This window comes from Stenotrophomonas sp. FW305-C-20-S1 (assembly GCF_058783335.1).
Window position 1 is genome coordinate 1 of the sequence record NZ_JBYTEK010000009.1, and the last position, 20793, is coordinate 20793.

A 20793-nucleotide genomic window follows, 5' to 3' on the forward strand; every position below is an offset into this window, starting at 1 on the left:
CTGCTTCGCAAGCGCCCGAACGCACAGCCGCCAGCGGCTGGGCCGGTCTGGGGGTTTACGGCGTCCCCCGCAACCGGACCCACCCCGCCATCCCACCGATACCCCGCTTTTGACGTTGACGTTGACGTTGATTCGGCGGGTGCAGGGCGCAGCCCTGCATCAGACCCCAACCCTCACTTTTTCAGGAAGTTGTCCACCAGCAGATGCTTCACGTCGTCGATGCGACCACTCAGCACTGCCTTGGCCGCATACAACGCCGTGCCCGCCACCTGCTTGGCCTCGATCTGCGGCGGCATCACCAGCTCCGCGCGACTGGTGTGTACATCCAGCAGCGCCGGCCCACGCTGGGCCAGGAAATCCTGCACCGCTTCTTCCAGGTCCTCGCTGCGGGTCACCGTGCGGCCATGGAAGCCGATCACCTCGGCCAACCGCCCGAAATCCGGATTCTTCAGGTCGGTGTAGTTGTCCAGCAGCCCTTCCACCTTCTGCTCCAGCTCGACGAAATTCAGCGAGCCGTTGTTGAACACCACCACCTTGATCGGAAGATTCTCCTGCACCGCGGTCAGCAGGTCGCCCAGCAACATCGCCAACCCACCATCGCCGGACAACGAAATCACCTGCCGCCCCGGGAAGGCCTTCTGCAGACCCAGCGCCTGCGGCATCGCGTTCGCCATCGTGCCGTGCAGCAGGCTGGTCAGCGTGCGGCGCCGGCCGTTCACCCGGATGTGCCGCAGCACCCACACCATCGGCGAGCCACCATCCGCGGTGAACAGCGCATCGTCGGTAGCGTACTTCGACAGCAGCGCGGTCAGGTGCTGCGGATGGATCAGTTCGCCTTCGCCGGGTTGTTCCTCCTGCTCGCGCTTCTTCAGCGCCTTGTCGCGGTGCTCGATGCATTCGTCCAGGAAACTGCTGTCTTCGCGCGGGGGCAGCATCGGCAGCAGCGCGTCCAGCGTCGGTGCGATATCACCGACCACGCCCAGGTTCACCGGATGGCGGCGACCGAGGTGGCTGCCGTCGCGGTCGACCTGGATGATCGTGGCCTTGTCCGGATAGAACTGGCCCCAGGCGAAATCCGCGCCGAGCAGCAGCAGCGTGTCGCACTCCATCAACGTGTGGAACCCGGATTCGATGCCGAAGACTCCGGTCATGCCCATGTTGTACGGGTTGTCCGGTTCGACGAAGTCCTTCGCACGCGATGTGTGCGCCACCGGTGCCTGCAGGCGCCGCGCCAGTTCCAGCAGCTGCGCATGTGCCCCCTGGCAACCGGCGCCGGCATAGATGCCGATACGCTTGCCCTGCCCCAGCAGTTCGGCGATGTGCTGCAGCTCGGCCTCGGAGGGGCGCAGCACCGGCTGGGTGTAATGCACCGAGAACGGCACATCGTGCTTCACTTCCGCTTCGCTGATGTCGGCCGGCAGGATCACCACCGCCACACCGCGGCGGCTGATCGCCGCCTGGCAGGCCAGCGCCACCACGCGCCGTGCCTGGGCCGGGCTGTGCACCTGCTCGCAGAACACGGTGCAGCTGCCGTACACCGCCTTGAAATCCACTTCCTGCGGGAACTCCATGCCCAGTTCGCTGGTGACCACCTGGCTGGCGATAAGCACCATCGGCGCGCGGTTGCGGTTGCTCTCGAAGATGCCGTTGATGAAGTGCAGACCGCCAGGACCGCACGAACCCGCGCAGGCGGTCAGCTGGCCACTGATCAATGAATCGGCACCGGCCGCGAACGCCGCGACCTCTTCATGGCGGACATGCACCCACTCGATCTCACTGCGATGCAGTGCGTCGGTGACATGGTTCAGGGTGTCGCCGACGATGCCATAACAACGGCGGACGCCCGCCTGCTGCAGGGTATCGACGACGATCTCGGCAACGCGCTTGCTCATGGGACTACAGCCTTGCAAGGGGGAACCCCGAGGCTAGTCCCGATGAAGTGATGCTCCCGTGGGCAAGAGGCCGATCGCCTTGTCGTGCAAACTCCGGGCAGGGCTGCCGTCAATCGTTGACGTTGATCCAACCCGTCACCGCGCCGCGCTTCGGGTTGCGATAACGCAGCTTCACCCAACCATCCTGCTCATCCAGCATCTCCACGCGATCACCCTGCACCAGGTAGCGCTGCGTGCTGGACGCACCGGGATGATCGAACAGGAACAGGCGCGCAGGCAGCACGCTCGCCATCAGCCCCAGCAGCGGCGCACCGCTTGCTGGTGCGCCGAGCCCGTCGCCGATGGCGCTTTCCAGCACCTTGCCGGAGGGATCGTAGGTGCGCCACACCGCCAGTGGTCCTTGGTTCTCGGTCTCTTCCCAGTGCAGCGCACGGTCCAGCGTATCGCCCAGCATCAACACGCTCTCACCGCGGTACAGATAGAGCTGCGGTCCGTTGAAGCGATACACGTCGGTGTACCACATCGGCCCGCTGCGGCAGCTGGCGGTCAGCGTGCGCGTGGCGGCGTCGGCGGTAAGGCCCATCAGGTCACCGCACTGGTCGTGTCCATGGGTCACCGCCTTCAGTGCGCGGAACTCACCGCTGCCCACGTCGAAGCGGTAGACCGCAACGGCCTCATTGACCATGCCCACCGCCGCGCGCGCAACCAGCTCGGGACGCCCGTCGAAATCGAGGTCCTCTGCGCCCAGGCGCGAATGTCCCTCGGCGTCCGGCGCGCCAGGCAGGCGCTGCCGCTTCCCTGCCGGCTGCAGGAGCACGGCTAGCATGCCGTCCTCCTGTACCTCTACCGACGCCTGCACGCCCGCTGCCGGCGAAAACCGCAGCAGGCCCCGGTCCTCGTCCTGCGCCTGTGCCGCCGGCGCCAACAGACCGGCCAGCATCACCGTCATCAGCACTTCCCTGGGTGTCATCGTCATTCCCTGCAGCGCCACGGCGGCGCGTCCAGGTCAGAACGATACGTCAACCGCCTGCCGCGACCACAGTACCGACTGGTGTTTGGTCTGCTGCTTCCACGCCAGACGGATCGCTTCGATGTCGGCGCGGCGCTGCGGGCTGTCCTCGTGCAGCACCACCAGCACCTTGGTGCGCAGGCGGTTCGGGGAGGCATCGCCACGGAACAGCCACTGGCCGTAGGCATCGAACACGGTCAGGCCGTCCGGGAAGCGCGGCGTCACTTCCTTGTCCAGGAACGCGCGCCACTGCGCATCGCTGATGGTGTCGGCCTGCGGGCGGTCACCAGCGCCCTGCTCTTCGCCCACGCCGAAATAAAGCTCGCTGCGCACCCAGCCGTGGCCGCTGGACGGACGCGCGGCGTCGCCCTGCAGGTCGGCGGTGGTGGCATAGGCGCTGGGCGCCTTGGAGGACAGGCTGGCGCAGCCACTGGTGGCCAGCAGCACGGCGAAGACAAGGCCAAGGTGTTTCATCGGGAACAGCACTCCGGGAAGGGGAAAAAGCACGACGAAGGGGCACGGAGGGTACACCTGCGCCTCGGTTGCGGCTGCAACCAATGCCTTCATGCCGGCAGGGCATGAAGTGATGCAATGGGAGACGGGACTTGCATCGCACCGCCTCCTCACGCCAAGATAATATATCGCTTCATCCGGATGGATGTAAGTGAAACTATCTCTCCCCCCTTCCCCACGTCGTTGCTGCTGGAGTCCGCATGTCCCCCCGCCTGTCCGCGTCGCCGCTCGGCCTCGCCATCGCGCTCGCCCTGTCCCCCGCCCTGGCTTCGGCCCAGGACGCCGCCACCAACCTGGACACGGTGATCGTCACCGGCACCCGCGCCGCCGACCGCACCGTGCTTGAATCCACGTCGCCGGTGGACGTGCTGACCGCCGAGGACATCCGCAAGGCCGGCGTGGTCAATGGCGAGCTGGGCAGCGCCCTGCAGGCCCTGCTGCCCTCGTTCAACTTCCCCCGCCAGTCCAACTCCGGCGGCGCCGACCACGTGCGCGCCGCGCAGCTGCGCGGGCTGTCGCCGGACCAGGTGCTGGTGCTGGTCAACGGCAAGCGCCGCCACCACACCGCGCTGGTCAACACCGACAGCAAGATCGGCAAGGGCACCACCCCGGTCGACTTCAACGCAATCCCGGTCAGCGCCATCAAGCGCATCGAAGTACTGCGTGATGGCGCCGGTGCGCTGTATGGCTCCGATGCCGTGGCCGGCGTGATCAACGTGATCCTCGACAACGGCGGCGACGGCGGCGAGATCGAAGCCAGCTACGGCGCCAACCACACCGACCTCAAGCCGATCGGCCGCACCCTCACCGACGGCCAGACGGGCAACCTCAGTGCCAAGGTCGGCACCTCGCTGGGCGAAGACGGCGGCTTCCTGCGCGTCGGCCTGGAATACAAGAAGCGCAACGGCACCAACCGCGCCGGCTTCGACCAGATTCCGCCGTGGGACCAGACCGAGGCCAATCTTGCCCTGCAGGGCAAGCGCAACTACGTGCTCGGCGATGGCGCCAGCAAGGACATCAATCTGTGGCTGAACACCGAGATTCCGGTGGGCAAGACCGCGACGTTCTATGCGTTCGGTACCTTCAACCAGCGTGATACCGAAGGCGCGAACTACTTCCGCTATCCCGATGGCGATGCCAACTGGAAGGAGGTCTACCCCAATGGCTACCGGCCGATCTCCGAAGGCGAGAACCGCGATGTGCAGGCAGTGGCCGGTATCCGTGGGCAGTGGGGTGAATGGAGTTATGACGGCAGCCTGGATTACGGCCAGAACGACTTCACCTATCGTCTGCGCGATTCGCTGAATGCCTCGCTGGGCCCGACCAGCCCGACCCGCTTCAAGACCGCGGACTACGAGTACGCGCAGACCGTGGGCAACTTCGACCTGAGCCGCGTGTTCTCGCAGAGCGACAGCATCAGCCACACCCTGGGCCTGGGCGCCGAAGCCCGCCACGAGCGCTACCAGACCCGTCCAGGCGACCCGGCCAGCTACGCCGCCGGCCCGTACACCGATCGTCCGACCGGCTCGCAGGCAGGCGGTGGCCTGACTCCGCAGGACGCGGCGACCCTGTCACGCGATGTGGCCAGCGCCTACGCCAGCCTGTCCAGCCAGTTCGGCGAAAAATTCTCCACCGACCTGGCCGCGCGCTACGAGCACAGCGATGACTTCGGCGGCGAACTGACCGGCAAGCTCGGACTGCGCTACGAGTTCACCCCGGCATTCGCCCTGCGCGGCGCGATCTCCAACAATTTCCGCGCACCGTCGCTGGCGCAGATCGGCTACGAATCCACCTCCACCGGTTACAACGCCGGCGGCCAGCTGGTGCAGGGCCGCCTGCTCTCGGTCAACAACCCCATCGCCCGTGGCCTGGGTGCGCAGGACCTGAAGCCGGAGAAGTCGCTGAACACCTCGCTCGGCTTCACCAGCCGCATCGGCGAGCACTTCGACCTGTCGCTGGACTTCTTCCAGATCGACATCGACGACCGCATCGCACTGTCCGAGAGCATCACCGGCGATGCACTGACCGATTACGTGGCCACCAACTACGGCGTCGGCGGCCTGCAGAGCGCCAGCTTCTTCGTCAACGCCGCGGACACGCGCACCCGCGGCGCCGAGCTGGTGAGCAACTGGCGGCAGTCGCTGGGCGATGGCCAGCTGCTGTTGACCGGCACCTACGCCTACACCAAGACCACGCTGAAGAACGTGCTGGCCACACCGGCGCAGCTGCAGGCGCTGGACCCGGACTACGTGCTGTTCGGCATCGAAGAGACCAATACGCTGACCGACGCCACCCCGCGCACCCGTGGCAGTTTCTCAGCCGCTTGGAACAACGACCGCTGGTCGCTGAGCAGCCGGGTGAACCGCTACGGCAGCGCGACCCGCGTATTCAACTTCGGTGATGGCTACATTCCGCGCCAGACCTACCAGGCCGAGTGGCAGCTGGATGCGGAAGTGGAATACCGCATCACCCCGCAATGGAGCGTGGCCATCGGTGGGCAGAACCTGACTGACAACTACCCGGATCGCTCCAACGAGGACATCCACTACTTCGGCAACCTGCCCTACGACGTGCTGTCGCCGATCGGCAGCAACGGTGCCTACTACTACGGTCGCGTGCGCTACACGTTCTGATTGCTGCGAACAACGTGCCGACCAACGGTCGGCACCCACCGGGACGCGATGGATCGCTGTGGGTGGGTGCGCCGGCACCCACCGGGTGGGTGCGGACCGTTGGTCCGCACCAGCCGTAGCCTGACCTCGACCCCGCGTACACGCCGCCGCTGGCATGGTGGTCGCCATGGCTGAACGGCTCCCCCTGCGTCCGCCACCTCCATTGCTGGACGACGCCTGCGCGTTGTTCCTCGATGTGGATGGCACCCTGATCGAATTCGCTGCACGCCCCGACGCCGTGCAGCTTCTCCCCGATGTGCGTGAAGCCATCGGCCGCATCAGCGATCGCCTGGAAGGTGCCGTGGCACTGGTCAGTGGTCGCCCGCTTGAACAGCTGGACCAGTTGTTCGCGCCGCTCAAGCTTCCCGCTGCGGGCCTGCATGGCCACGAACTGCGTGCGCAGGACGGGCACGTGATACGCGATGAGCATGCTGACGACACCGCCGACTGGCTGCATGCGCTTCATCAACAAGCCATGCGTTTCGCCCATGGCCACCCCGGCGTACTGGTCGAGAACAAGGGCGTAGGCCTGGCCCTGCACTGGCGTGGCGCACCGCATGCAGCCAACGATGTGCGCGCCTTCGCCGACCGCCACGTTCGCGGCCGTGCAAGCTATCGCCTGCAGCCGGGCGACCATGTCGTCGAATTCGTCCCGGTGGCTACCAACAAAGGCAGAGCCGTACGTCGGCTGATGCAGTACCTGCCGTTCCGTGGTCGTCTGCCGGTGTTCCTCGGCGATGACCTGACCGATGAATTCGGCTTCGATGCGGCCAATGGCCTGCATGGCTGGAGCGTGTTGATCGGCGAACGTGAACCCAGTGCAGCGGTGTTCGCGCTGCCCGACATACGCAGCGTGCACGCCTGGCTGCGTGAGAATGCGTATTGACCCCGGCCCCCACGGCCGCAACCGAGATGTACCGCGTGATGACCCAACCCGATCTTGATCTGGGCGTGGTCGGCAACGGCAGCTTCGGCGCCCTTATCGACAAGCACGCCCGTGTTGTCTGGAGTTGCCTGCCGACCTTCGACGGCGACCCGACCTTCTGTGCCCTGCTCAGCCCCAACCAGCAGACCGGCGGCGACTTCGCCATCGAGCTGGAGGACTTCGCCGGCAGCGAACAGGAATACCTCACCAATACCGCGATCCTGCGCACCGTGCTGCGCGATGCGCATGGCGGCGCGCTGGAAATCCTCGATTTCGCCCCGCGCTGGCGCCAGAACGACCGTTTTTACCGGCCGGTCAGCCTCATCCGCCAGGTGCGCCCGTTGTCAGGCAGCCCGCGCATCGTGATCCGCGCACGACCACTGGCCGACTGGGGCGCGCGCGTGCCCGAGTCCACCTGGGGCAGCAACCACGTGCGCTGGATCCTGCCCGAGCATGTGCTGCGCCTGACCACCGACGTTCCTGTGCGCTTCGTGCGTGATGGCCTGCCGTTCGTGCTCAACCATCCCATCCACCTGATCCTGGGCGTGGATGAATCGCTCAACCGCTCCATCAGCGGCTACGTGCAGGAAGCCTTCCAGCGCACCCGCGACTACTGGCGCGAATGGGTGCGCTACCTGTCCATCCCGCTGGAATGGCAGGACGCGGTGATCCGCAGTGCGATCACCCTCAAACTCTGCCAGTACGAGGACAGCGGCGCGATCATCGCGGCGATGACCACCTCGATTCCCGAAGCGCCCGGCAGCGTGCGCAACTGGGACTACCGCTACTGCTGGCTGCGCGATGCCGCCTTCGTGGTGCGCGCGCTGAACCGTCTGGGCGCCACCCGCACGATGGAGCAGTTCCTCGGCTACATCTTCAACCTGGCCACCACCGACGGCACCCTGCAGCCGCTGTACGGCATCGGCTTCGAAGCCAAGCTGGACGAGGACGAAGTGCCCAGCCTGTCCGGCTACCGCGGCATGGGCCCGGTGCGGCGCGGCAACCTGGCCTGGGTACAGCGCCAGCACGATGTATACGGCAGCGTGGTGCTGGCCTCCACCCAGCTGTTCTTCGACCGTCGCCTGCAGGATCCGGGTGACAGCCACACCTTTGCCCGGCTCGAGCCGCTGGGTGAACAGGCGTTCGCACTGCACGACGTGCCTGATGCCGGCCTGTGGGAATTCCGCGGCCGCACCGAAGTGCATACCTACACCAGCGCGATGTGCTGGGCGGCGTGCGATCGCCTGTGCAAGATCGCCGTGCGCCTGAAGCGTGATGACCGTGCACAGTACTGGCGCGAGCGTGCCGATACCATCCACGCACGCATCATGGAAAAAGCCTGGAGCGAGGAGCTCGGCCACTTCACCGATACCTTCGATGGCCATCGCCTGGATGCCTCGCTGCTGCTGCTGGCCGACATCGGCTTCATCGACGCCAACGACGCACGCTTCGTCGCCACCGTCGAGGCCATCGGCCGCGACCTCAAGCACGGCAACGCGCTGTACCGTTACATCGCGCCGGATGATTTCGGCGAGCCGGAAACCAGCTTTACCATCTGCACGTTCTGGTACATCGATGCGCTCGCCGCCATCGGCCGCATGGATGAGGCGCGCGACATGTTCGAATCACTGTTGCAGCAACGCAACCATCTTGGCCTGCTGTCGGAAGACCTTGCCTTCGACGGTGGTGAAGCCTGGGGCAACTTCCCGCAGACCTACTCGCATGTTGGCCTGATCACTGCGGCCATGCGCCTGTCGCGTTCCTGGCAGGAGGCCTCATGAGCCGTCTTGTCATCGTATCCAACCGCGTGGCTGTGCCCGGCGAGAACCGTGCCGGCGGCCTCGCCGTGGGCCTGCTGGCGGCGCTGAAGGAACGCGGCGGATTGTGGTTCGGCTGGAGTGGCAAGAGCGTGCGCGAGGCCAGTGGCGCGCTGCACGAGCAGCGCGATGGTGACATCCAGTACGTCACCATGGACCTGGCCAAGCGCGATGTGGACGGTTACTACAACGGCTTCGCCAATCGCACGCTGTGGCCACTGCTGCACTTCCGCCTGGACCTGGTCGACTACGACCGCGGCACCCGCGAGACCTACCACAGGGTCAATGCACTGTTCGCCGACAAGCTGGCGCCGCTGCTGCGCGAAGACGACATCGTCTGGATCCACGACTATCACCTGATTCCGCTCGGCGCGATGCTGCGCGAGCGCGGCATCGGCTGCCGCATCGGCTTCTTCCTGCACATCCCGATGCCCTCGGCCGACCTGCTGCAGGCCATGCCCGATCATCTGCGGCTGTTCTCGGCGCTGTATGCCTATGATCTGGTCGGCTTCCAGACCCAGCGCGATGCCGATCGCTTCCAGACCTACCTGCGCCTGTTCGGCGGTGGCCGGGTACTCGAAAACGGCAAGCTCGAAGCGCCCGGCGGACGTCACTTCCGAGCCGCGGCATTCCCCATCGGCATCGACACCGAGCTGATCGCCCGCCAGGCCAGCACCGCAGCCAGCAAGGCGGCCGTGAAGAACCTGCGCAGCAGCCTGCGCGACCGCCATCTCGCCATCGGCGTGGATCGCCTGGACTATTCCAAGGGCCTGCCCGAACGGTTCCTCGGCTTCGAACGCTACCTGCAGCGCCATCCCGACCAGCGCGGCTCGCTCACGTACCTGCAGATCGCACCGGTCTCGCGCGGCGATGTCACCGAATACCGGCAACTGCGCAGCCAGCTGGAGCAGATCGCCGGCCACATCAATGGTGGCCATGCCGAGCCGGATTGGACACCGCTGCGCTACGTCAACCAGAACTTCACCCACGCCACGCTGACCGGCTTCTACCGTGCCGCCGCTGTCGGCCTGGTGACCCCGCTGCGCGATGGCATGAACCTGGTCGCCAAGGAATACGTTGCCTCGCAGGACCCGGAAGATCCCGGCGTGCTGGTGCTGTCCCTGCTGGCCGGCGCCGCCGATGAAATGAAGCAGGCGCTGCTGGTCAACCCGCACGATCTGGACGGCGTGGCCGATGCCATCGCCACTGCGGCGACGATGTCGCTGCACCGGCGCAAGGAACGTTGGCACGCGATGATGGAACACCTGCGCACCTACGACATCAACCACTGGCGCCGCAGCTACCTCGAAGCCTTGGAAGGTTGACCGCCCACGGGCATGGCCCGGCGCTACATTGATCCGGGCACGGGGTAGCGCCGGGCCACGCCCGGCGGCGCTTAATCGAGGAAGCGCGCGGCCTGTGCCGGCGTCGGCAGGAAGCAGGTGTCATGGCGCCCGAACCAGCGATAGCGGTTGCGTGCCAATACGCGGTAGGCCCCGTCGCGCCAGCGGCGTGGCAGCACGCGCAGTACGGCCGCCAGGCGCCAGCCACAACCCAGTGCCGCCAGCACGCGCAGGATCGCATCGGTATCGGTCCACGCGCCCTGTCCGTCCAACAGCAGGAACGAGGTCGGGTCGTGCGCGTCCAGGCCATGCGCGCGCAACATCGCGCTGCCCTGCGCGCCCTGCATCGCCGCGAAGCGAAAGCGTTCCTGCCGGTCGAACCGCAGCAGGAAACGCACCCAGCGACTGCACAACGCGCAGACGCCATCGAAGACGATCACGCCGCCAGGCTCTACACCCGCAGCGCGATCCCCGCGCATCAGTCCATCCACACCAGCGTCGCCATCCGGCCAGTGCGGCGGTCGCGACGGTGCGAGTACAGATCCGCATCGGCCATGGTCGAGACCGTGCCGCCGTGGATGTTGCCCAGCTCCATGCCCGCGGCCTGCAGGCGCTGTCGCGCCAGCGCGAACAGATCCACTTTCCAGTGACCGGGGCGGGTCGCCACGAAGGCCGCCGCAGCGGCCGCGTCGTGGCCGACGAAGGCGTGGTACACCTCTTCGCCGATCTCGTAGTCGGCCGGTCCCGCTGCGGGGCCCAGCCACGCGCGCAGCTGTGCCGGCGGCGTCTGCATGGCGGCCACGGTGGCCTCCAGCATGCCGTCGGCCAGGCCACGCCAACCGGCATGGGCGGCGCCCACCTCGCTGCCATCGACGGCGGCGAACACCACCGGCAGGCAGTCCGCGGTGAGGATCGCCAGCACCACGCCGGGTACCGACGTCACCGCGGCATCGGCCACCGGTTCGCTGGCGCCCTCCACCGGCGGCGCGCCGAAACGCAGCACGGTGCTGCTGTGCACCTGGCGCAGCCAATGCGGCGCCGATGGCAGTGCCAAGCCCTGCTGCAGCAGCTGCCGGTTGTGCTCGACGTTGGCTGGGGTGTCACCGTCGGCCGCATGCCGGTTGCCCAGGTTGAACTGGGCGAACGGCGCTGGCGAGATACCCGCGCCATGCCGGCGCGTGGTCAGTGCATGCACGCCCGGGGGCGCCGGCCAATCAGCCTGCAGCAGCGGCAGCGCGGTAGTCATTACCAGCGGTCCCGCTCACGCTCGGCGAAGGCCGCGCTGTCTTCGCGCAGCACCTTCATCAGGTGCAGCATGTCGGCCGGCGCCTGCGCCGTGTTGCGCACCGGCTCACCGCTGATCGGATGCACGAACTCCAGGGTCTCTGCATGCAGGGCCTGGCGCTTGAAGCCGCGCAGCGCGGCCACCAGCTCGTCGCTGGCACCCTTGGGCAGCTTCAGCGCACCGCCGTACAGCTGATCGCCCACGATCGGGTGGCGCAGGTGCGCCATGTGCACGCGGATCTGGTGGGTACGCCCGGTTTCCAGGCGGCATTCCAGCGCGGTATGCGCACGGAAGCGCTCGCGCAGGCGGTAATGGGTCACCGCTTCCTTGCCATCCTCGCGCACGCCCATCTTCAGGCGGTCGCGCGGGTGGCGGTCGATCGGCGCATCTGCGGTACCACCGGCCACCAGCGCGCCCATCACCACGGCCAGGTACTGGCGGTGCACGTCACGGGCAGCCAGCTGCTCGACCAGTGCGGTCTGCGCTTCCAGCGTGCGGGCCACGACCATCACGCCGCTGGTGTCCTTGTCCAGGCGATGCACGATGCCCGCGCGCGGCAGCACCGCCACCGACGGGTCGCGGTACAGCAGCGCATTGACCAGAGTACCGCTGTGGTTGCCGGCACCGGGGTGCACGACCAGGCCGACCGGCTTGTTGATCACCAGCAGGTGCTCGTCCTCGAACAGCACGTCCAGCGGGATGTCTTCCGGCTCGGCGCTGGTCTGGGTTTCCAGCACTACCTGCAGGGTGACCACCTCGCCGCCGCGCAGCGCGTCGCGCGGGCGTGCCTGCGCGCCGTCCAGCAGGACGTCGCCGGCCTTGATCCACTCGGTCAGGCGGGAGCGGGAGTATTCGGGGAACAGCTCGGCCACGACCGCGTCGAAACGGCGGCCGGCGGAGGTGTCGGGGACAACGGCCTGGCGGGCCGATTCGGAGGGTTGTTCAGACATGGCAGGGGGCATCTTTGAAATTTTGGGGTCCCGGCGAGCCGGTTTCAGTCGCTGGACAGGACACTAGGCTATCATCGACCCTTCGTATTCCAGCCGCGTCCCGCATTGACCCCATGATCCGACGCTCCGTCCTGCTCTCCGCGCCCGTCCGCCTGACCGCCCTCCTGCTGGTGCTGGTCATCGTCGCCACTGGCTGCAACCGCGGCACCAAGGGCGATCGCCCTGATGAAGGCACCCCGGTCGAACAGCTCTACGAAAAGAGCCACAAGCTGATGCAAGGCGGCAACTGGAGCGGCGCTGAAGCCAGCTTCCGTCGCCTGGTGGCACAGTATCCCTACGGCCCGTACACCGAGCAGGCGATGATCGAATCGGCCTATGCCCAGTACAAGGCCGGCAAGCACGATGACGCGGTGTCCAGCATCGACCGCTTCATCCGTACCTACCCGACGCACCGCAACATCGCGTACCTGTACTACCTGCGCGGCCTGGCCAACTCCAACCGCAATACGGTTTTCCTGCGTCGCGTATGGTCACTGGACGCAAGCCGCCGCGATCTGTCCACGCCGCATCAGGCGTATTCAGACTTCAACATCGTGGTCGACCGCTACCCCAACAGCCGCTACGCCGCCGATGCGCGCCAGCGGATGCTGGTGCTGCGTGACGTATTCGCCCAGCATGAGCTCGACAATGCCCTGTACTACGTGCGTCGCGGCGCCTGGGTCTCGGCTGCCGGCCGCGCCAACTACCTGCTGGAAAACTACCCGCAGAGCGCATTCCAGAACGATGCCGTGGCGGTGCTGGCCGAGTCCTACACCCACCTGGGCAACAAGACCCTGGCTGACGACGCACGCCGCGTCCTGCAGTTGAACCAGCCGGATCACCCGTGGCTGGAAGGCAAGTGGCCGAAGTACCCGTGGATGATCCGCAAGCTGAACCCGTTTGCCGGCGAGAAGTCCGCCGCCACCGGCCAGCGCAACGCGCGAATGGAAAAGAAGTAAGAAAAGAGGCCCCGCACGGGGCCTTTTTTTTGCCTGGCGTCACCGCTAGGAATGCTACGAACCGGCGATCACTGCGACTTCCATCGCAGTCGGCGCGCAGGACAGCTCCCAGAATGCGGCGCAAAGGCCATCCCGGCCTGCATGGAGCGCCACATGTCCTCATCGTCCCTGCGGTTCCGACCGCGCCCGACCCTGCTGGTCACCGCCCTGCTTGCGCTGGCCGCCAGTCCCCTTGTCGCGCTGGCGGCGGAGCCGGGTGACCTGCTCTCGGCCGCGCCCTACCGCGCCAGCTGGGTGCCCTCCAAGGCCGCGCAGGCCTACAAGCTGGCCTACCGCACCCCCGATCATCACGGACGCCTGGCCGAGGCGACCGGGCTGGTCTACCTGCCCGCCGGGCCTGCGCCGGCAGGTGGCTGGCCGGTCGTATCCTGGGCCCACGGCACCCAGGGCATCGCCGACCACTGCGCGCCTTCGGTATCCGGCCCCTATCAGCCCGAGCGCGATGGCCGCTTCCTCGACCAGTTCCTGGCACAGGGCTATGCCGTTCTCGCCGCCGACTACCAAGGCCTGGGCGGCCCGGGTGATCACGCCTACCTGCACGTGCGCACCTCCGCGCGCAACGCCATCGACCTCATCAAGGCCAGCCGCCATTTCCTCGGCAATGCCACGCTGTCACCGCGTTGGGTATCGGTGGGCCATTCGCAGGGCGGCGCTGCCGCACTCACTGCCGGCCATCTGGCACCGTCCTATGGACCCTCGCTGCAGTACCGCGGCAGCTTCACCACCGGCACACCCACGGCCGTCGAACTGACCGCGCTGGTGATGAAGCCTGACAGCCGCACGCCGAATCCGGGCGCGCTCAATGCCTATCACGCCTACCTGCTCGATGGCCTGCTGCAGGTGGAGCCGCGTATCGCACGCGTGCTCAGCGATGAAGGCCATGCACGGGTCGCGCTGGCGCGCCAGCAGTGCCTGGGCCCGCTGGCGGCCACCCTGGAAGGTGCGAACACGGGAGAAATGTTCAGCGCACCGTTGACCTCGGTGCCGGGCATCTGGGCGCTGCTGCATGACTATCTGGGCGTGCCACGGCGGGGCTTCAGCCAACCGTTGATGCTGGGCCACGGCAGCCAGGATCGCGACGTGTCCTATCTCACCACCCTGCTGTATGCCGTCGGTCTGGCCCTACGCGGCGAACCGGTGGCATTCCGCCGATACCCGGTCGACCATCGCGGCACGCTGGACGCAGCGGCGGCCGATGGCCTGGCATTCGTGCGTGCGCGGCTGGGGCACAGCCAATTTGACGAGGCCGCCGAAACCGCCGGCCTGGAGCAGCTGCTCAACGAAGCCCGGTAGATCCACGCCATGCGTGGATGGGCGGTACACCCGGTTGCCGGCCAGCGGCCGGCACTACCGATGGATCCATCGAACATCGGTAGCGCCGGGCCATGCCCGGCGACCGGTCCTCAGCTCTTGTAGCCGTTGCTGATCGGGTAGCGGCGCTCACGCCCGAACGCGCGGCGCGAGACCTTCGGGCCCGGCGCGGCCTGGTGGCGCTTCCACTCGCTGATCCGCACCAGCCGCAGCACACGATCCACCACCGCCGCGTCATAGCCTGCGGCGACGATCTCCGCGCGCGACTGCTCCTGGTCGATGTAGCGGTACAGGATGCCGTCCAGCACGTCGTAGGCCGGCAGCGAATCCTGGTCGGTCTGGTTTTCACGCAGTTCGGCCGAGGGCGGGCGGCTGATCACCGCCGGCGGGATCACCGGCGCACCGCCAACGGTGTTGCGCCACTTGGACAGGCCGAACACCTCGGTCTTGTACAGGTCCTTCAGCGGCGCGTACCCCCCGCACATGTCGCCATAGATGGTGGCGTAGCCGACCGCGTACTCGCTCTTGTTGCCGGTGGTCAGCAGCAGGCCACCGAACTTGTTGGCCAGTGCCATCAGGATCACGCCACGGCTGCGCGACTGCAGGTTCTCCTCGGTCACATCCGGCGTGGTGCCCTCGAACATCGGTGCCAGCGCCTGCATCAGGCCCTGGAACGCCGGCTCGATGGAAACGGCTTCCAGCTTCACGCCCAGCGCCTCGCACTGCTCGGCGGCCAGGTCGTTGGACATGCCGGCGGTATAGCGCGACGGCAGGCGCACCGCCGTCACGTTCTCCGCGCCCAGTGCATCGACCGCCATGGCCAGCACGATCGCCGAGTCGATGCCACCGGACAGACCCAGCCACACCTTCTTGAAACCGTTCTTGCTGCAGTAGTCCTGGATGCCGCGGGTAACCGCGCGCCAAGCCAGCGCATCCATGCTCTCGTCGCCGTCGTCCATCCATACCTGCGGCAGGAAGCGGCGGGTAGCACCGTCGTAGTCCACCACCAGCCACTGGTCGACGAAGGCCGCTGCGGCCGGGTGCACCGTGCCATCGCCATCGGCCACCACCGATGCACCATCGAACACCAGCGCGTCCTGGCCGCCCACCACGTTGAGGTAGGCGATCGCCGCGCCGCTTTCGCGGGTACGTGCAGCCAGCACGGCGTCACGCTGGGCATGCTTGCCACGCTCGTAAGGCGAGGCATTGGGCACCACCACCAGCTGCGCGCCGGCACGCACCATATCAGCCAGCGGCTCGGCGAACCACAGGTCCTCGCAGATCAGCAGGCCGACCGGGATGCCGTCGACCTCGAACACGCAGCTGCCACCGTCCGGGTCGACATCGAAGTAGCGGCGCTCGTCGAACACCGCGTAATTGGGCAGTTCGCGCTTGCGGTAGGTCTGCTCCACCAGGCCATCGCGCAGCACGCTGGCCGCGTTGTAGACCACCGCACCGGCGGCCTGTGGCCAGCCCACTACAGCGGTGATGCCACGGCACGCAGCAGCAATGCGGGTCATCGCCTGCTCGCACTCGTACAGGAAGCCCGGGCGCAGCAGCAGGTCCTCCGGCGGATAGCCGCTGACTGCCAGCTCGGGGAACATCACCAGCCCGGCGCCGTACTCATCGCGCGCCTGGCCGATCATCTCGATGATGCGCTCGGTGTTGCCGGCGACATCGCCAACCGGGAAGTCGAACTGCGCCATCGCGATGCGGATCGAAGCCATGAGGGTCCAGCCTGTGGTTGCAATGCGCACATTGTAGCGCCGCGACATGCGCTCGCCGGGCATGGCCCGGCGCTACCGCGTGGACCATTCTGGTAGCGCCGGGCCATGCCCGGCGGGTGCCCAGACGCAGAAAGGCCGCCCTGAGGCGGCCTTTCTGTTTCAAGCAGCCGGCCAGCGGCCGGCTCTACAGAATCGTCTGCCGAAGGCAGTCGATCTTATTTCACCAGCTTGGCGATGGCAGCGCCCAGGTCGCCCGGCGAACGCACGGTGACCACGCCAGCAGCTTCCATGGCAGCAAACTTGCCTTCGGCAGTGCCCTTGCCGCCCGATGCAATCGCACCGGCGTGGCCCATGCGCTTGCCGGCCGGAGCCGAAGCACCCGCGATGAAACCGACGACCGGCTTCTTCACGTGGTTCTTGATGTACTCGGCACCGGCTTCTTCAGCGTCGCCGCCGATTTCGCCGACCATGATGATGCCTTCGGTCTGCGGGTCTTCGTTGAACAGCTTCAGGCAGTCGACGAAGTTCAGGCCGTTGATCGGGTCACCACCGATGCCGATGCAGGTGGACTGGCCCAGGCCGACTTCGGTGGTCTGCTTGACCGCTTCATAGGTCAGGGTGCCCGAACGCGACACGATGCCGATCTTGCCCGGCTTGTGGATGTGGCCCGGCATGATGCCGATCTTGCACTCACCCGGGGTGATGACGCCCGGGCAGTTCGGCCCGATCAGCACGGTGTCCGGATGCGAACGGGTCAGCACGTTCTTGACGCGCAGCATGTCCAGCACCGGGATGCCTTCGGTGATGCAGACGATGACCTTGATGCCGGCAGCAGCGGCTTCCAGGATCGCGTCAGCCGCGTACGGCGGCGGCACGTAGATGACCGAAGCGTTGGCGCCGGTGCTCTGCACGGCGTCGGCAACGGTGTTGAAGACCGGCAGGTCGATATGGGTGGTGCCACCCTTGCCCGGGGTCACGCCGCCAACAACCTGGGTGCCGTACTCGATCATCTGAGTGGCATGGAAGGTGCCCTGCTGGCCGGTGAAGCCCTGCACGATCACCTTGGTGTTCTTATTGATCAAAACTGACATTGGATTTCCTTCGGTGTCGGATCAGGCGGCGTTCTTGACAGCTTCGACGACCTTCTTGGCACCGTCGTTGATGTTGTCGGCCGGGATGATGGCCATGCCGCTGTCACGCAGCAGCTGCTTGCCTTCTTCCACGTTGGTGCCTTCCAGACGCACCACGACCGGAACCTTGACGCCCACTTCCTTCACGGCGGCAATGATGCCTTCGGCAATCATGTCGCAGCGGACGATGCCGCCGAAGATGTTGACGAAGATGCCTTCGACCTTGTCCGAGGACAGGATCAGCTTGAACGCTTCGATGACGCGCTGCTTGTTGGCGCCGCCGCCCACGTCCAGGAAGTTCGCCGGCTCGCCGCCGTTGAGCTTGATGACGTCCATGGTGGCCATGGCCAGGCCTGCGCCGTTGACCATGCAGCCGATGTTGCCGTCCATGGTGACGTAGTTGATGTCCAGCTCCGAAGCGATCACTTCGGTCGGATCTTCCTGGGTCTTGTCGCGCATGGCGACCAGGGCCTTCTGGCGGAACGCGGCGTTGTCGTCGCTGTCGAACTTGCCGTCCAGCGCGTACAGGTTGCCGTCGTCCAGGATGGCCAGCGGGTTGATTTCAACCAGCGCCAGGTCCTTTTCGTTGAACAGGCGGTACAGGTTCACCATGATGTTGGCGAACTGGCCGGCCTGCTTGGCGGTCAGGCCCAGCTTGAAGCCGAAATCACGACCGTGGTAACCCTGCACGCCTTCGACGAAGTCGACGTTCAGGGAGTGGATCAGCTCCGGGGTTTCAGCGGCGACCTGCTCGATCTCCACGCCGCCTTCCGAAGAAGCGATGTAGGTGATGGTCTTGGTGCCACGGTCAACCAGAACCGACAGGTACAGTTCCTTGACGATCTCGCCAGCGGTGGTCACCAGCACCAGGTTGACCGGCAGTTCAACGCCAGCGGTCTGGTAGGTGGCCATCTTGGTGCCGAGCATCTTGGCCGCAGCGGCCTTCACGTCGTCGGTGGTCTTGCAGAACTTGACGCCGCCAGCCTTGCCGCGGCCGCCAGCGTGGATCTGCGCCTTGACCATCCAGGGGCCCTGGCCCAGGGAGTTGGCAGCGGCAACAGCTTCGTCCGGGGTCGCAGCGACCTTGCCGGCCGGGACCGGGATGCCGTACTCGGCAAGCAGTTGTTTTGACTGGTATTCGTGGAAATTCATGCGTCACCGTGGGAATAGGAACGACCGCACGCAATTCCTCAGGGCCCCGGCGGGGCGCCGGCATGGACCGCGGCGGGCCCACTATTGTGGCCGAGCCGGCGCCGGGGCGCAAAGAAGTATGGACAAAAGGCCGGAACCGGCCAGATTTCCATGGTCATTCAGGCAGTTGCGGCACGGGCTGGATCACGCCGCAAACGCCCGCCCGGGCCGACTGCGCAGCCCAGCCCGGTACAGGCGCCCTATACTGGCCCCGTAAATTCGACCCACGGTGCCGGCAACCGGGCAGCGAGCAGATCCGACGATCGGGGGACGTCGGGCAGGTTCGGCCCACCGCCGTCATGACCCAGTTCCAGGCAGCCAGAAGGGGAGTTCCGGCGTGTCACCCAGTGCTTCATTGATCGACCGCATCGAATCGATACCGCGGCGCGAGCTGTATTTCTTCGCCCTGTACCGGGTGCTGATCGCCTCGGTCATCGCCGCCCTGCTGTACAGCCCGTTGTCGGCCATGGTCGGCGAAGCCCACCACCCGCGCCTGGCCTATTCGGTCGGCGCCACCTATCTGCTGCTGTCGCTGCTGCTGCTGGTAATCGGCCGCAACGAGCGCTGGCTGCGACCCATCGTGGTCGGCGGCGTGCTATTGGACATCGTCGCCGCCAGCCTGCTGGCGCACGCCCTGCCCGGTGCCAGCGCCGGCATCTCGATGTCGCTGCTGTTCAACATCGCCGCCGCCGCCACCCTGCTGCCGCTCAGCTGGGGCCTGGTGCTGGCGCTGGCCGCCAGCGTCGCCACCGCCGCCGAATACCTGTGGAAAGTGTTGGAAGGCGGCGATCCCACCCGCACCCTGGCCGAACTGGCGATGTTCGCCACCAGCTACCTGGCCCTGGCCTTCATCAGCTACCAGGTCGGCAACCGTGCACGCCGCAACCAGCAGCTGGCCAACCAGCGTGGCGACGAAGTGGCCAACCTGTTCCAGATCAACGAACTGATCATCCGCCGCATGCGCACCGGCGTGGTGGTGGTGGACGCCGACAACCGCATCACCCTGGCCAACGAAGCCGCCTCGATCCTGTTGGGCGACGCCGATGGCAACAGTGATTCCGGCCGCCTCGACCTGGCCAGTGTCGCCCCCGAACTTGCCCGGCGCCTGCAACGCTGGCGCAACGGCTGGGCACAGGATGAAATGCCGCTGCAGCTCAACCCCGACCAGCCGGAAGTGCAGCCACGCTTCGCCCGCCTGCTGGCCGGCAGCGACCTGGTGCTGGTGTTCCTGGACGACTCCAGCGTGGTCTCGCGCCGCGCCGAATCGCTCACCCTGTCGGCGATGGGGCGCTTCTCGGCCAGCCTCGCGCACGAGATCCGCAACCCGCTGGCGGCCATCAACTACGCCGTGCAGCTGCTGGAGGAAGGCACCGGCTTCAACGAAAGCGACCGCCGCCTGCTGCAGATCATCCACCAGCAGTGCCAGCGCACCAACGGCATCGTTGAAAGCGTGCTGGGCCTGGCCCGGCGCGAACGCGCCAACCCGGAAAATGTCGACCTGGCCGCCTTCGTGCGCCGCTTCGTGCTGGAGTACAAGCAGGGCCAGACGCTGGAAACCGACAGCATCGAACCGATCATCAACGACACCTCGGTGCCGGCCCAGGTCGACCCGCGCCACCTGTACCAGGTGCTGACCGTGCTGGTGCACAACGCCCTCAAGTACGGCCGCATCGGCGAGCAGCCCGCGCGCGTGCGGCTGCGCGTGGCCCAGCACGAGCGAAGTGCGGTGATCGACGTGATGGACCGTGGCCCCGGCATCCCCGAGACCGTCGCCGCGCAGCTGTTCCGCCCCTTCTTCACCACCTCCGAGCACGGCACCGGCCTGGGCCTGTATATCGCCCGCGAGCTGTGCAGGGCCAACCAGGCGCGGCTGGATTACATCCCCGTCCCCGCCGGCGGCTCCTGCTTCCGCCTGGTACTGCCCGGCCCGCACACCCTGCTTCCGCACTGATTCCGTGCGTCAAACATTT

Annotated in this window: 16 protein-coding genes; 7 read left to right on the forward strand and 9 right to left on the reverse strand. The window is 66.7% G+C overall.

The features are described 5' to 3' along the window. Positions 1–173 precede the first annotated feature (173 nt). The 3 genes from AC3WTC_RS06655 to AC3WTC_RS06665 form a co-directional block, all read right to left on the reverse strand. Positions 174–1892: a thiamine pyrophosphate-dependent enzyme gene (locus tag AC3WTC_RS06655; protein WP_025874311.1), complete on the reverse strand. Its 1719-nt coding sequence runs from the start codon at positions 1890–1892 to the stop codon at positions 174–176. A gap of 109 nt (positions 1893–2001) precedes the next feature. Further along, positions 2002–2862 (reverse strand): SH3 domain-containing protein, encoded by an 861-nt coding sequence (locus tag AC3WTC_RS06660; protein WP_492711125.1) that lies wholly within the window; start codon positions 2860–2862, stop codon positions 2002–2004. Between the two features lie 36 nt (positions 2863–2898). Continuing rightward, positions 2899–3375, reverse strand: a complete 477-nt coding sequence (locus AC3WTC_RS06665) for a DUF3574 domain-containing protein (RefSeq protein WP_025874309.1) — start codon at positions 3373–3375, stop codon at positions 2899–2901. 239 nt (positions 3376–3614) lie between these two features. Here AC3WTC_RS06665 and AC3WTC_RS06670 point away from each other — a divergent pair, with 239 nt between their 5' ends. The 4 genes from AC3WTC_RS06670 to otsA all read left to right on the forward strand — a co-directional run bounded on the left by AC3WTC_RS06670 (position 3615) and on the right by otsA (position 10153). Further along, positions 3615–6047, forward strand: a complete 2433-nt coding sequence (locus AC3WTC_RS06670) for a TonB-dependent receptor plug domain-containing protein (RefSeq protein WP_492711127.1) — start codon at positions 3615–3617, stop codon at positions 6045–6047. Positions 6048–6213: 166 nt separating this feature from the next. Beyond that, positions 6214–6972 (forward strand): trehalose-phosphatase, encoded by a 759-nt coding sequence (gene otsB, locus AC3WTC_RS06675; protein WP_492711128.1) that lies wholly within the window; start codon positions 6214–6216, stop codon positions 6970–6972. Between the two features lie 38 nt (positions 6973–7010). Further along, the gene (locus AC3WTC_RS06680) at positions 7011–8792 is read left to right on the forward strand and encodes a glycoside hydrolase family 15 protein (RefSeq protein ID WP_080150638.1); all 1782 of its coding nucleotides are present in this window, start codon (positions 7011–7013) and stop codon (positions 8790–8792) included. Then, complete coding sequence (gene otsA / locus AC3WTC_RS06685) at positions 8789–10153, forward strand: alpha,alpha-trehalose-phosphate synthase (UDP-forming) (RefSeq protein WP_492711130.1); 1365 nt, start codon at positions 8789–8791, stop codon at positions 10151–10153. Before AC3WTC_RS06680 ends, otsA begins: the two co-directional genes overlap by 4 nt. A 71-nt stretch (positions 10154–10224) precedes the next feature. On the opposite strand, the gene AC3WTC_RS06690 is transcribed toward otsA, so the two are convergent. The 3 genes from AC3WTC_RS06690 to rluD are packed head-to-tail and all read right to left on the reverse strand — an operon-like array spanning position 10225 to position 12406. Next, complete coding sequence (locus AC3WTC_RS06690; protein ID WP_492711132.1) at positions 10225–10650, reverse strand: thiol-disulfide oxidoreductase DCC family protein; 426 nt, start codon at positions 10648–10650, stop codon at positions 10225–10227. Next, positions 10650–11417 carry a peptidoglycan editing factor PgeF gene (gene pgeF, locus AC3WTC_RS06695; protein WP_032975162.1) on the reverse strand — a complete coding sequence of 256 codons (768 nt, stop codon included), beginning with the start codon at positions 11415–11417 and terminating at the stop codon, positions 10650–10652. The genes AC3WTC_RS06690 and pgeF overlap by 1 nt, the downstream gene beginning before the upstream one ends. Beyond that, positions 11417–12406 carry a 23S rRNA pseudouridine(1911/1915/1917) synthase RluD gene (gene rluD, locus AC3WTC_RS06700; protein ID WP_492711134.1) on the reverse strand — a complete coding sequence of 330 codons (990 nt, stop codon included), beginning with the start codon at positions 12404–12406 and terminating at the stop codon, positions 11417–11419. Before rluD ends, pgeF begins: the two co-directional genes overlap by 1 nt. A 113-nt stretch (positions 12407–12519) precedes the next feature. Between rluD and AC3WTC_RS06705 the strand changes: the two genes are divergently transcribed. Together AC3WTC_RS06705 and AC3WTC_RS06710 are read left to right on the forward strand one after the other, a co-directional pair. After that, positions 12520–13404, forward strand: coding sequence for an outer membrane protein assembly factor BamD (locus AC3WTC_RS06705; protein WP_025874301.1), 885 nt, complete (start codon positions 12520–12522; stop codon positions 13402–13404). A 153-nt stretch (positions 13405–13557) separates the two neighbouring features. Continuing rightward, on the forward strand, positions 13558–14757 hold the full coding sequence (locus tag AC3WTC_RS06710) for a lipase family protein (protein WP_492711137.1): 1200 nt from the start codon (positions 13558–13560) through the stop codon (positions 14755–14757). Positions 14758–14867: 110 nt separating this feature from the next. Here the strand turns inward: AC3WTC_RS06710 and AC3WTC_RS06715 are convergent, their stop codons facing one another. The 3 genes from AC3WTC_RS06715 to sucC form a co-directional block, all read right to left on the reverse strand. Beyond that, a complete protein-coding gene (locus AC3WTC_RS06715; protein ID WP_492711139.1) occupies positions 14868–16502 on the reverse strand; it encodes an NAD+ synthase in 1635 nt (544 codons plus the stop codon). A 215-nt stretch (positions 16503–16717) separates the two neighbouring features. Then, entirely contained in the window at positions 16718–17593 is an 876-nt protein-coding gene (gene sucD / locus AC3WTC_RS06720; protein ID WP_017356169.1) for a succinate--CoA ligase subunit alpha, read from the reverse strand. Between the two features lie 21 nt (positions 17594–17614). Beyond that, a complete protein-coding gene (gene sucC, locus AC3WTC_RS06725) occupies positions 17615–18784 on the reverse strand; it encodes an ADP-forming succinate--CoA ligase subunit beta (RefSeq protein ID WP_025874298.1) in 1170 nt (389 codons plus the stop codon). Between the two features lie 376 nt (positions 18785–19160). Between sucC and AC3WTC_RS06730 the strand changes: the two genes are divergently transcribed. Further along, positions 19161–20774: a sensor histidine kinase gene (locus AC3WTC_RS06730; RefSeq protein WP_059064905.1), complete on the forward strand. Its 1614-nt coding sequence runs from the start codon at positions 19161–19163 to the stop codon at positions 20772–20774. The last annotated feature ends 19 nt before the right edge of the window (positions 20775–20793 follow it).

Coding starts and splice junctions, on each gene's coding strand:
- otsB (WP_492711128.1), top strand. CDS start 6,214: ATGGCTGAACGGCTCCCCCTGCGTCCGCCACCTCCATTGCTGGACGAC.
- sucD (WP_017356169.1), bottom strand. CDS start 17,593: ATGTCAGTTTTGATCAATAAGAACACCAAGGTGATCGTGCAGGGCTTC.
- rluD (WP_492711134.1), bottom strand. CDS start 12,406: ATGTCTGAACAACCCTCCGAATCGGCCCGCCAGGCCGTTGTCCCCGAC.
- otsA (WP_492711130.1), top strand. CDS start 8,789: ATGAGCCGTCTTGTCATCGTATCCAACCGCGTGGCTGTGCCCGGCGAG.
- AC3WTC_RS06710 (WP_492711137.1), top strand. CDS start 13,558: ATGTCCTCATCGTCCCTGCGGTTCCGACCGCGCCCGACCCTGCTGGTC.
- AC3WTC_RS06715 (WP_492711139.1), bottom strand. CDS start 16,502: ATGGCTTCGATCCGCATCGCGATGGCGCAGTTCGACTTCCCGGTTGGC.
- AC3WTC_RS06680 (WP_080150638.1), top strand. CDS start 7,011: ATGACCCAACCCGATCTTGATCTGGGCGTGGTCGGCAACGGCAGCTTC.
- AC3WTC_RS06690 (WP_492711132.1), bottom strand. CDS start 10,650: ATGCGCGGGGATCGCGCTGCGGGTGTAGAGCCTGGCGGCGTGATCGTC.
- AC3WTC_RS06705 (WP_025874301.1), top strand. CDS start 12,520: ATGATCCGACGCTCCGTCCTGCTCTCCGCGCCCGTCCGCCTGACCGCC.
- AC3WTC_RS06655 (WP_025874311.1), bottom strand. CDS start 1,892: ATGAGCAAGCGCGTTGCCGAGATCGTCGTCGATACCCTGCAGCAGGCG.
- AC3WTC_RS06660 (WP_492711125.1), bottom strand. CDS start 2,862: ATGACACCCAGGGAAGTGCTGATGACGGTGATGCTGGCCGGTCTGTTG.
- sucC (WP_025874298.1), bottom strand. CDS start 18,784: ATGAATTTCCACGAATACCAGTCAAAACAACTGCTTGCCGAGTACGGC.
- pgeF (WP_032975162.1), bottom strand. CDS start 11,417: ATGACTACCGCGCTGCCGCTGCTGCAGGCTGATTGGCCGGCGCCCCCG.
- AC3WTC_RS06665 (WP_025874309.1), bottom strand. CDS start 3,375: ATGAAACACCTTGGCCTTGTCTTCGCCGTGCTGCTGGCCACCAGTGGC.
- AC3WTC_RS06670 (WP_492711127.1), top strand. CDS start 3,615: ATGTCCCCCCGCCTGTCCGCGTCGCCGCTCGGCCTCGCCATCGCGCTC.